Origin of the sequence: Streptomyces sp. NPDC057486, from assembly GCF_042802415.1 — a bacterium.
Taxonomy (GTDB): Bacteria; Actinomycetota; Actinomycetes; order Streptomycetales; family Streptomycetaceae; genus Streptomyces; species Streptomyces yanii.
The window spans coordinates 1-11,649 of the sequence record NZ_JBHVEE010000208.1 but is presented as its reverse complement, the minus strand read 5'-3'; the positions used below and the strand labels follow the sequence as shown (position 1 = coordinate 11,649).

General features: G+C 68.2%; 7 protein-coding genes and 1 pseudogene. 2 read left to right on the top strand and 6 right to left on the bottom strand.

Features of this window, described 5'->3' with window-relative positions:
* Positions 1–434: 434 nt before the first annotated feature.
* Complete coding sequence (locus tag ACFU6I_RS45660; protein WP_384379645.1) at positions 435–812, top strand: ASCH domain-containing protein; 378 nt, start codon at positions 435–437, stop codon at positions 810–812.
* A 132-nt stretch (positions 813–944) separates the two neighbouring features.
* The gene (locus tag ACFU6I_RS45655) at positions 945–1,601 is read left to right on the top strand and encodes a flavin reductase family protein (RefSeq protein WP_384379641.1); all 657 of its coding nucleotides are present in this window, start codon (positions 945–947) and stop codon (positions 1,599–1,601) included.
* Positions 1,602–1,910: 309 nt separating this feature from the next.
* On the opposite strand, the gene ACFU6I_RS45650 is transcribed toward ACFU6I_RS45655, so the two are convergent.
* The 6 genes and pseudogenes from ACFU6I_RS45650 to ACFU6I_RS45625 form a co-directional block, all read right to left on the bottom strand.
* Positions 1,911–2,390 carry a lamin tail domain-containing protein gene (locus ACFU6I_RS45650; RefSeq protein ID WP_384379638.1) on the bottom strand — a complete coding sequence of 160 codons (480 nt, stop codon included), beginning with the start codon at positions 2,388–2,390 and terminating at the stop codon, positions 1,911–1,913.
* 448 nt (positions 2,391–2,838) lie between these two features.
* Entirely contained in the window at positions 2,839–6,552 is a 3,714-nt protein-coding gene (locus ACFU6I_RS45645) for a S8 family serine peptidase (protein ID WP_384379635.1), read from the bottom strand.
* Between the two features lie 416 nt (positions 6,553–6,968).
* Positions 6,969–7,640, bottom strand: a pseudogene (locus ACFU6I_RS45640) (response regulator); the annotation flags it as partial.
* 26 nt (positions 7,641–7,666) lie between these two features.
* Complete coding sequence (locus ACFU6I_RS45635; RefSeq protein ID WP_384379633.1) at positions 7,667–8,860, bottom strand: sensor histidine kinase; 1,194 nt, start codon at positions 8,858–8,860, stop codon at positions 7,667–7,669.
* 620 nt (positions 8,861–9,480) lie between these two features.
* Positions 9,481–10,101 carry a hypothetical protein gene (locus ACFU6I_RS45630; RefSeq protein WP_384379630.1) on the bottom strand — a complete coding sequence of 207 codons (621 nt, stop codon included), beginning with the start codon at positions 10,099–10,101 and terminating at the stop codon, positions 9,481–9,483.
* A gap of 93 nt (positions 10,102–10,194) precedes the next feature.
* Positions 10,195–10,704 (bottom strand): hypothetical protein, encoded by a 510-nt coding sequence (locus ACFU6I_RS45625; protein ID WP_384379628.1) that lies wholly within the window; start codon positions 10,702–10,704, stop codon positions 10,195–10,197.
* Positions 10,705–11,649 lie beyond the last annotated feature (945 nt).

Genomic DNA, 11,649 nt, shown 5'->3' with positions numbered 1-11,649 from the left:
GACAGAACCCCTCAGCAAGGTTCATCGTCCCAGGTCAGGAAGGCACTTTCGCGTTTCCGCCCCCAAGCCAGCCGTACTCAAGTGAAACGGCGAGGCTAAGGTGTCCCCGGTGATCCCGGGCCACCGGGGCCGTGAAGATGCAGAAGGGGAAGGCCCAGCACAGGGCTCTCACGGGTGGACGGCGCCGACGTCATCGCCCTGGCGCAGGCATCCACGGCCCGAGCTGCGGATGGCTGGGCGGGTCCTGTTCCTGTGCTGTGCAGTCCTCGTCCCGGCTTTCGGGCAGCGACCGCCCTCGCCGCCGACGGCGGTGAGGGGACCAGGACGGGAGGTCGGCTCCTATGAGCACGGGATGGCACCACACGGGAAGGCGCCAAATGAACCGACGAGTATTCGGATGAGGCGATCAAGTGATGTGGCCGCGAGTCAATGGTATGCGCGCATTGGAACTCGGCACTCCGGGCGAGTTGCGGGCCGAGTTGAACTCATTCGTCCTGGCCGGAAAGAAGATCGCTACCACCGGTCTACTTGCGGAATACGCCAGCGAGACCGAGGGCTTGGAGTATCCCGGTGAGCGGCTGGCCCTCCTGGACAACGATGGCCAGGCCATCGCCACCGTTGAGATCACCGGAGTGGAGGTGAAGCCCTTCAGCGAGGTGACGTGGGAACATGCTGCGGCCGAAGGAGAGGGCGATGCCTCCCTTGAAGAGTGGCGCACCGGCCACCGTCAGTTCTGGAGCCGGACAGGAACTCCGGTCGAGGATGACACTCCCCTGGTGTGTCTGACCTTCCGGCTCACCGCAAGTCCCTGACGTCATTGCGCCCGAAGGCCGGCCGTCGTGACCTCGGCGCCCGGTGCGATGAGCGGGAGGGATCTGGCGCCGGCTCCCTGCCCGGCCACACTTCGGCACCTGCCGAAGTTTCTGGCTCTTACGCTCCGCACCATGAACGCCGCACCTCTCAGCACCCCGACCACAGACACAGCCAACCCCCGTACAGCGATCGAGCCGAGCATTCTGTACTTCGGGACTCCGGTGGTACTCCTCTCGACAGAGAACCCGGACGGCTCGTCCAACCTCGCTCCCATCTCCTCCGCGTGGGCGCTCGATCGGACAGTCGTGCTCGGTCTGGGCCGCGACGGACAGACCGCACAGAACCTGGGCAGTCGGCCCGACCTCGTGATCAATCTGCCTGACCCTGCGCTGTGGCCTGCGGTGGAGCGGCTGGCACCGCTGACCGGCCGGAATCCGGTACCCGCGACCAAGGCGCAGGGCTGCCGTTACGAGCCGGACAAGTTCACCGCGGCCGGCCTGCACAGCGCGCCCTCCCACACGGTACGGCCGCCTCGCGTTGCCGAATGCCCCCTTCAGCTGGAGGCCCGTGCCGAGCAGATACGGCCGGACGTCTCCGGAGACTTCGTCATCGTTGAGGCCGTCGTACGAAAGGTCCACGCCGACCCCCGGATCGTCGTTCCCGGCACCGACCACATCGACCCTGCCACCTGGAGCCCGCTCATCTACAACTTCCGCCACTACTTCGGGCTCGGCCCCGAAATCGGCCACTCCTACCGGACCCAGACCCCGGCACGGACAGAGCAATGAGCTCCGCCCCGCCCCGCATCATCATCTTGGCGTCTGCTGCCGGACTCGGGGCGTGGCACCCGTGGCATGCCCCTCGTTACGGGTGTTGGGCCCTGTGGCGTGCGCGCCATCGCTCCCTCGGGAGGCGTACGCCTGGACCCTCGGACCAGGGCCCCGCAGCTGCTCCCGGGTGCTGCGACCCTGCGCTGTGCCGGGCAGTGGGAAGCCGGGGCCCGGGCGTACGAGTCCGGCGTGCCGCCACCCTCTGCGGGTGGTGGCACGCCGGATCAGAAGGGTTGCACCTCGGGGGCGGAAAAGGTGCACCCTTGGTCAGCGGCGGTAGCCCCAGGAGTGGGTGTCCACGGTACGGCCGCGGTTGTCGCGCAGGGTCGCCTTGTCGGCGTAGTTGCTCCAGATGTAGTCCCGGCTGCCCTGGTAGACGTCCCGACGGGTGTCACGGCCGAACCCGGTGTGGACCCGGACCGTGGAGCGGCCGGCCAGGCGCAGGTCCTCGAAGCGGTACAGGTTGCCGCTCCGGTCCGTGAGCGACCATCCGTCCAGGTCGACCGCGCGGCGGCCGGTGTTGGTGACCTCCACCCACTCCCCGTTCAGCGAACGGTTCGACCAGTCGTCACGACCGGGACTGTCGTACTGGATGTCGCCGAGGACAACGTTGGAGTACGACTGGTGACGGCCGTGCCCGTACCCGTGGCCACTGTCGGCGGCAGCCGGCATCGCCGCGACAGCGACCACGGAACCGGCCGCCACAGCTGTAGCGGCGATACGTCGGACGAAACGAGAAGCAGACATTGATGTCCCCTCAGACAAGGGCGCCCAGGCCCCGGTCAAGGGCCATGCTGCGCGGTGCGGATCCCGGCCCCTCAGGCCGAGAACCCACAGCCTGGACCACCTCCCCCACCTCCAGCCGCGACTCCGGTTCGCGTTACTCAATCCGGACATTTCCGTAACTTACGGATGCACTGATCACGCACCCGGCCCCCAGCCGGGAACAAACCTTTCCAGCTCCCCCGCGCACCCCGGCGCACCACCGCGCAACCACCCATCCAGCAGACACACATCGGTAACAGCTGCAGCACCGCGTGTGGACGGATCTCTCCGCCGTCGACCCGTCCGACGCCGGACACGCCGCTGGTCGTCGTGGGGCGTCGAGCGGCCGATCAACACGAGCCACGTTCGATGAGTGCGCCCCTGGCACAAGGGCAGGCCTTGTGCCAGGGGCGCGGTCAGGGAGCGGGGGTCAGCGCACGGCGTAGGCCTTGATCAGGGTCTGCTCGACCTTGCTGCCGCCCGTGTCCTGTGCCTTGACGCGCAAGGACACGTAGCCGGATGACGGGTTGGTCAGGGACACCTTGTAGTGGCCGTCGCTCTTGGCCTTCACCGTCGCGGGGCTCCAGGTGGCACCGTCGTCGGTGGACATCTCCACCTCGACCCCGTCGACGCCGGCAATGGCGCCGCTCTGCAGCGCGAACGCCAGGTCGAAGGCGTAGGTGCTGCCGCCCTGGGTAGCGTTCTCCGTGTCCAGGTCCAGGCCGTACTTCGGCCAGAGCAGCGCCAGGTTCTCCTTGCCGCTCGCCGGCCGGGCGGACTTGAAGGTCCAGGCGGTGCTGGTCCGAGTGGACAGCGGGAACCATGCCGGCCGTGACGTGTCGAGGGTGATCCGGTAGGTCGCAGGATCGGCGCCGACCGGCAGCCCCATCAACGAGGGGTAATTCGTCTCCTTGAGGAGCTGCCCGTCCTGGTAGACCCGCGTCATCGACTCGTCGGCAGCGGGGGCGAACTGGCCGTAGTGCCCCGGCTGGCTGTCACTCATCTCCGGGAGGATGAGGGTGACCTTGTCACCCTCGCGGAACGCGTAGGATGCCTCCGGTCCGGCCGGGCCGTTCGCCGCGCCCAGCCAGGTCGCCTCGCGCTGCTCGCCCGGCTTGTAGTTGCGGATTACGTCCTTCACGGTGCGGCTGATGTCGTTGCGGTCCGGGTAGACCGCCTGGAACCACCGCATGTCCTTCATCGTCGGCCACTTGCTGCCGGTGGAGTACCACTCCTCCCGATCCACCGGTGCGTCGAAGTAATCGATCACCTGCGTGATCATGGTCTCTCCCGGGCGGACCGCCGAGTCGGTCTCGCCGAGGTAGTTGCCCTCGTTGCCGCGGTAGTGGGACTTCACCACGGCCGAATTCTCCACGGTGACCGCGTCGACGGGGTCGGCCGGAATTCCACCGGGAACCATCATCGCGATGTTGTAGACGTAGGGGTGATTGCCTATGCCCTGCAGATTGATCCGCGTGGGACCGTGGGCCATCCGGTCGAAGAGCACCGCGCCCTGGTCCTGGGTGAGGCTCCAGGCGGGGATGGTGGTGCGGGTGGCGCGCGGCACGATGGTGGCGAAGGGGCCGGGCCGGTCGTTGACGATGATCACTGCCTTGGCGCCCGTGCCGGTCACCGCGGCGATCTGGTCGGGAGTCTTCCGGGTGGCATCGCGGGTGACGACCGCGAGCTTGCCGGTGAGGTCCTTGCCGGCCAGGTCCTCCGGCCGTGCCGTGCCGGCGTCGACCGCCTGGAGCGTGCTGGGGCCGTGCAGCTGGGCCGCGTACATCACCGGCTCGAGCGGGAGCGCGCCTTCCTGTCCGGCAATGGACGCCCGGATCACCGGGGAGTACCGGCGCTGCTGGAAGTCGAACTCGAACGTGCCGTTCGTCACCGGCTCGGTGGGCACCACGTAGGCATGGTCCCAGAGCGGGCTCGACGCGCCCTTCATGAAGTCGATCCCCCGCTTGCCGGGGAGCTGCTGGCGGTACCCGAGCTTGAAGCCGTTCGGCTCGGACTCCTTGGGCGTCGCGACCTTGACCTCCTTGCCCAGCCGGGCGTCCAGGGTGATCGTCCGATCGCCCTTCAGTTCCACGATGGGGTCGCCGGCGAGGGTGTAGTCCAGGACCTGGTTCGATTCCTTGTCCCGCGTGTGTACGACACCCATGACGGAGTAGCGTCCCTGCGGCAGTGCGACTGTCTTGGTTCCGTCCTGGGGGAAGACCTCGCGGACGACGCCGTTGTCCAGGTCGAACACGGCGAGCTCACCGGTCGCCGGATTCCCGTGCCGGTCGATCGTGTTGACGGTGAGATCGACGGTGGGCACGTCCTTCGTCGCCCCGACCGTGGTGCGGATCGCAGTGCCGTCGGCCGCGGTGGCGGTGATGACACCGGTGTAGTCGCCCACGGCGCCGAGCTCGGGGTGGTAGGTCACCGTCACGCTCGCGCTGGAGTTCGCCGCGACCGTCACACTGTCGGCGCCGAGCGCGAACGTGCCGTCCGGCGGGGGCGCGGTCTCCCCGACGCTGAACAGTCGAAGCGACAGCGTCTTGTCCGTGGAGGAGGTGTTGACGTAGGTGACCGTCTTGGTGACCGGAGCGCTCTCGGCCGACTTCTTGCCCATGCTGACGACAGCGGGGCTGGAGTAGACCGTGGCATTGATCGCCTTGGGCACGTCGACCCGGCCACCGCCCTGCTGGTAGGCGGTGTACGAGCCCTGCTTGGCGGTGCTGACCAGCACCTGCTTGAGCCGGTCAGCGGTCCAGTCCGGGTGGCGCTGGACGAGGATCGCCGCGGCGCCGGACACATGCGGGGTGGCCATCGAGGTGCCGTTGGCCGAGGTGTAGTTGTCGTCGACCGGGGTTCCCATCGTGGTGCCGGCTGCACGCGCGGCGACGATGCCCACGCCCGGTGCGGTGATCTCCGGCTTGACCGCGAAGGTGTCCTTGACCGGGCCGCGGCTGGAGAAGTTCGCGAGCTGGTCCTGCTTGTTCACCGCGCCGACGGTCAGCGCGTCCTCGGCGGCTCCCGGCGAACCCACGGTCCCCTTGGTCGGACCCGTGTTTCCGGCAGCGATGACGAACAGCGTGCCGGAGGACTCGGTGAGCTCGTTGACGGCCTGGCTGATCGGGTCGGTGCCGTCACTGCCGGCAGCCGAGCCCAGGCTCATGCTGACGACGTCCGCACCCTGGGCAGCCGCCCACTCCATGCCGGCGATGACCCCCGACTCACCTCCTTCACCGGCGCTGTTGAGGACCTTGCCGATGTACAGGTCGGCGCCCGGCGCCACACCCTTGTACTTGCCGCCCGACGCGGCACCCGAGCCGGCGATGGTCGAGGCGACATGCGTGCCGTGGCCGTGGTGGTCGACCGTGTCGGGGTCGTCGGTGAAGTTCTGGGTCTTCTTCACCCGGCCCGCCACATCGGGGTGGTTGGGGTCGATACCGGTATCGAGGATGGCCACCTTGGTGCCGGTGCCGTCGTACCCGGCCGCCCAGGCTTCCGGCGCGCCGATCTGCGGCACACTCTGGTCCAGCGTCACCTTGACCGGCTTGTCGAGCCAGAGCTTCTTGATGCCGTCGGCCAGCTTCGGCGCCTTCGCCGCGGCCGCGCTGTCGTCGTCGACCGCCTCCCAGAACGTCGACGCCTTCTTCTTGCTCGCGCGCAGCGCCACCGCGTTGGCGCTGGGCAGCTCGTCGGCCTTCACCGAACCGGCCGGCGCGGCCTGCTTCAGCGCCTTGCCCGCCTTGCCCGGCGCGCCCCCGTAGGTCGCGAGCAGCGGCACGGCGGGGCGGTGCGCGTCGTCGTAGCCGTACTCGACCAGCTTGGTGACGTTGAACAGCTCGCGGTCGAGCTCGTCGGCGGCGAGATAGGGCTGGGCCTGGTCAGGGATGACATAGACCTCGTCGCCCACCTTCATGGTGGAGAAAGCCGCCGGAGTGCCGTCCTCCGCGGGCGCGACGGTCGCCGCCTGGAAGCCGTTCGCGTGGCGCTCCAGGGTCACCACTTCGCCGGTGACGAGGGTGAGCTTGTGTGTGGCGGCAACGGGGCTGTTCTGCTGAGGCTGCTCGGCCCGGGCCGTCGGCGTCGCTGCGGCGGCCACGGGGAGGACGCCGAGCGTGCCGGCCACGCAGGCCGCAGTGAGCATACCAAGGGCCGTCCGCACTGGACGGTGTGTCAGCCAGTAGGCTGTGGAGCTGGTTGCACGGGTCGGGAATCCGGCCGACCCTGTCGGTCGTAACTGTCTCATTTCGGCGATGACCTTTCTCTTGAGGGAAAAAGGGCGTGCGAGAGCCACACGCGTCGCGGGAATTCGGCGCCGCGTCGGATCACTGCGTCGGAATGCGATGTGTGGTTGTGCTGCATTCACATGCGAGCGGTGCACAGCACGGAGACGGCGGACCGCGTGCTGTGGTGATGCGGCGGCCGCGCGCCGCCGGTATGTCAGGCACGTGAACCTCGTTGCGGTGAGCGGTACGGAGACTCGGGCCGGTCGAATGGGGCGGGCGGGTCCACCGGATTCGGTCGTGCGACCGCCTGCGTGGGGCCGGGCTGCGGTGCCCAGATCAGGCCACGGCCCATTGCTGTGGCCACGGCGCCGGTGCGGCTCTCCACGCCGAGCTTCCCGAAGACACGGACCAGGTGGGTCTTCACCGTTGCCTCACTGATGAACAGCGCGCGTGACAGCTGACGGTTCGACAGTCCTTTCGCAAGCAGGACGAGAATTTCCGTCTCGCGTGGGCTCAGGGTGGACTGCGGTGCCCGCCTGCGGCCGGGCAGCTGAGTGGCGATGGGCACAGCCAGCACCGTCTCGCCGGTCGCGACGGCCTGTACCGCTCTGATCAGCTCCTCGACCGGCGCGTCCTTGAGCAGGTAACCGGTCGCACCCGCCTCGACCGCGGCAAGGATCTCGGCATCGCTCCTGTAGGTGGTGAGGATCAGCACCCGGGGAGGATCCGGCAGGGCTCTGATCCGGCGGGTGGCCTCGACACCGTCCATGCGCTCGCCGCCGCCGTTGCCGGTCGCACCGTCGGCGGCATTTGGCACCTCGCCGGTACCGGCGCCCATGCGCAGGTCCATGAGGACCACGTCGACGTCCGTCGGTCCGGCAACCGTCCGCAGTGCCTCGGCGCCGTCCGTCGCCTCACCAACCACCACCACCTCGGGGACGTCCTCGAGCATCGCGCGCAGACCGCAGCGCACCACCGGGTGGTCGTCGACGATCAGTACGCGCACCTGCGGGTGGGAATTCCGAGGCTCGGTCACGATGTCCCCCCGCCCGGCATCGGCAGGCTGGCGGCGACCACCGTTCCCTCACCGATCGTGGACTCGACGGCAAGCACGCCGCGGAGCTCCGCCATCCGCTGGCGCATCCCGTGCAATCCGAAGCCACCTCCGCTGTCCTGCGGGGGCAGTTCCGGGTCGAACCCCTTGCCGTCGTCGAAGACATCGAGGGTCACCCGGTCGTCCAGATAGCACAGACTCACCACGCACGTCGTGGCGTGCGCGTGCCCACGTACGTTGGCCAGCGCCTCCTGGGTCAGGCGCAACAGCGCCACATCACACTCGGCACCCAGGGGGTACGGCTCCCCGTGCAGATGGAACGCGGTGCTGGGACCGCCGTCGGCACTGCGGTCGAGCAGTCGGCGCAGCGCCTCGGGCAGTGGCGTCTCGACCAGGGGAAGCGGGCTCAGCTCGTGCAGAAAGCGTCGGCACTCGGCGAGGTTCGCAGTGGCGACCTCAGCGGCAGCAGCGGTCCGCTCCCGCGCAAGCGAGGCATCGGGCGGCAGCGCGGCATCGGTGGCGCGAAGCAGCATGATCACACTCGACAGGCCTTGCGCGACCGTGTCGTGGATCTCCCGGGCCAGCCGCTGGCGTTCGGCCAGCCGGCCGGCCTCCCGCTGTGCCGCGGCCAGCGCGTCCCGGGTGACGACCAGCTCCTCGATGAGCGACAGGCGGGCCTGGCTCTCCCGATACAGGGCCTGGTACCCGAGCACCAACAGCGTGGAGACCAGTGCACCCATCACCGGGCCGGCCACCTGGGGCACCTCCAGCACCCCGGCCTGGACCTCCCTGGCAGCGACCACGACGGCAGTCCCCACGGTGACAGCCGGGATAGCCAGCCGCAGGGGCAGAACCTGGACATACAGAGCGAACAGCGGGAAGCCCAACCAGCTGAATCCCGCGCTGAACGCCATGAGACCGGCCCACACCACGGTCAGCGTGCCGAGCCAGCGCAGCACACGGACCGGGCTCACGACGGCCGTGCCGACAGGTGCGACGCGAACCTTGCGGCGGTCAGGGCCTGCAGGCCGGGCGCGGTCGACGAAACCCACCGCGTACGTCGCGGCGAGGAGCACGGACAGGGCCACCACGATCGACGCGTCCCGGTCCGACACAACCGCGCCCGAACCCATCACGACCGTGAGACTCAGAACGAGCGAGGCAACGAACAAACCGTTCAACGCACGCCGCAATGAACGCGGCACGGCGTACGCCGCACATCCGGGCTGCCCAATATTCATTCGCGCCTCACTCCTGATTCCCTGCGGGCGGTCAGCGCAGAGACTATGCCGTGCACCGGCCAGGAGCCCGTCCATCATTTGGTTGATTCGAAATGGCGCTTGATTCTCAACTGTCCTGAAATGCTGCACTTTCCAGGACCGGCCGAGAGCGCATGGAAGCGACCTCCCCTAAATGGAGGTGACTTGTCATGCCGGCTGCATGCCGACTTCAGAAGGGCACAAAGGTCCGCCCGCAGGGTGTGCCGCGGGTGACCGGGGATCAATTCGGAAGCTTTCCGGACGATCAAGTGGCCGGCGCCCGCTGGTACGGGCAGGGGTGGGCTCACGTCGTATTTGCGGCATGGAAGAAATACGCCAAGGCCTATTGGTTGCCCCGGAGCCCGATCAACCCTCAACATTTGTCTGATGGGGCAGAGAACATTCTTTGTCGCGACGCACGGAAGCTCTCGTGGATCCCCACGCCATATTCACGGCGAAAGCGAAAGCACGGCGTCTCACGAGCTATCGACCGCGCTTCTGCAGGCACTGATACGGCATCACGGACTGCTTTCCTACGGCCAACGCAGCGGGATGGCGACGTTCTGGGTGCCGGCGGCGGCGCTGCCGCGGGCCATGGCGCAATGCAGTGTGACGGGGCGGCCGTTGTGATCGAAGAGGAGCTGGGGGCGTTCCAGCGAACCGAGGGAGATCAGGGAGCCGTCGGTGAGCCTCAACTGCCTCAGCGAGACCACCGGGTGTGCGGCCGGCTCCCATGTGAGGCCGTCGGTGGAGGTGACCATGCCGAGCGCCCCGTACTGGGGTGTGAGCGCGTGGGTCCGGTCGGCTCCCTTGTAGAAGTCCTTGACGATCGCGTAGAAGCGGCGGTCGGCACGGTCGTACCAGAGGTACGGATCCTCCGCCTGCGTCTCGGCCGTGCCCAGGGCGGTGGCGGTGTAGGGGAAGGGGCCCTCGGGACGGTCGGACTGGCCGACGACGGTGATGTAGACACCGCTGGCGTTCCAGGTCTTGTACGTCATGAGGAAGCGGGGCCGACCGTCCACGGCGGGGGCCTCGGTGACGGACGGGTTGACCACCATCTGGAAGGTGTTCACGTAGTCGGGTCCGGCGATGGGGGTGTCGCTGCGGGTACCGCGGCCGGCGATCAGGTCCTCCAGGGTGCGGGCGCTGATCACACCGATGCGCTGACCGGCGTGGTACTGCAGCCAGAGGGTGGGCTGCCTGGAGAACCACGGCTCGGGGGTGTTCGCCGGGTTGTTGGCGATGAATTACAGGTAGTAACGGCCCTGGAAGTAGCGGATGTGCGGGTTGTGCGCGTTGTAGCGGTCCCAGCGGCCGGGGTCTCCCGTCCCCTGAACGACGGTCCGCAGATGCCGGTACGGACCCTGAGGGCCCGGGGAGACCGCAACGGCGATCTCGCTGTACTTCATCCAGCCACTGAAGCCGTAGAAGATCTTCTCCGAGGGGTCCGGACCGCGACCGGCCGAACCCTCCTGCCAGCGTGAATAGAAAAGGTAATACGCGCCGTCGCGACCACGGATGGGGGTACCACCCCAGGTGTACCAACCCTCGGAACCGAAGATCTGCACCGCCGGGTCGACCGGCTGGACCGCCGCCTGGAAATCAAGAGAGGACGAACCGACCGAGCCATCGGCGGCCACCAGTCCACCAGGGGAGGTGAGAGCCAGTGCCGCCGGGCCGCTGAGGGCGGTGGCGGCCACGGCCGTCGATATCGTCGTGAGTGCTCTGCGTCGCGTGATGCCCTTGCTGCTGGTCAAGGCCAGCTCCTTTCGGTCCTTGGGGCTCTGCGTCGTGCATCGGCCCCTCTGAAGTTCCTCGACTTGCCCTGCGCCCTTGCCTGCTCGCGGAGTTGGGCAACGGGGAGGAGACCTGACACCGAGGTGCAGCTCCCCGAGAACGGACGCGAGACTGCACACCTCGGTGCCGGGTGACAGGGCACTCCTGCGGCTGTCGTAGGTACGGCGATCGCCGGAGCGCCCATCAACCGTGCTGTCGAAGGCGTGAGAGGCCTCCATGCCACGGGGCGACTGCGGTTCCTATATGATTTGCCGCCGACCGGGGGAACGTCAAGATGCGGGGCGGGAGAGATCCAACCGGGACCGGCGAAGCCCGCCATCCTGCAGGTCCGGACGCACGGACCGCGTGCAGGCGCACTCGCCATACCGGCTGCGGTAGCAAAAATGGCACATTGTCAGGGATTTGAGGGCTTCATAGCTGTCGATCGACGCCTGACGCCCGGGTAGTTCCGGCGCCATTGAGAAGGCGCCCGAACCGGCCTCGCGAAGGGTGGGCGCACCTTCGGTGGCGCGCCCACCCTTCTCCTGACCAAAGCGGATCCTATACGAAATTTGTAGGCCCTTCCGGCCGGCGAGTGGTCGGTTCGCTACCGGGACGTGAGGCGTCATGTCGGGATTGCGCTGTCGTGCTGCGGCGTCATTGCGTCCCTCCGCAGACCTTGGCGACCATCGACGAGGCGACGGCCGCGGCCGACGTGCACGACGCCACCCAGGCATCGGCGGCCCGCCCAGGTGCGTTCCCCTGGACAGCGTGGATGGCTCCGGCAGGTACTACGCCGCCGAAAGCATCGCCCCGGCTCGTTCCGACGGGGCGGGCCGCCCCGCTCTGCCGCGCAGCTCGGCGGTGGAGCCGACGTCGGGGCGCCGCAGGAAGTCTTCGGGGATCTGTGGGCCCGGCCGCGCCGT

What these genes read in the sequence shown, in the direction of transcription:
- ACFU6I_RS45660 (WP_384379645.1), top strand. Translation starts at nt 435, where the DNA reads ATGCGCGCATTGGAACTCGGCACTCCGGGCGAGTTGCGGGCCGAGTTG.
- ACFU6I_RS45655 (WP_384379641.1), top strand. Translation starts at nt 945, where the DNA reads ATGAACGCCGCACCTCTCAGCACCCCGACCACAGACACAGCCAACCCC.
- ACFU6I_RS45650 (WP_384379638.1), bottom strand. Translation starts at nt 2,390, where the DNA reads ATGTCTGCTTCTCGTTTCGTCCGACGTATCGCCGCTACAGCTGTGGCG.
- ACFU6I_RS45645 (WP_384379635.1), bottom strand. Translation starts at nt 6,552, where the DNA reads ATGCTCACTGCGGCCTGCGTGGCCGGCACGCTCGGCGTCCTCCCCGTG.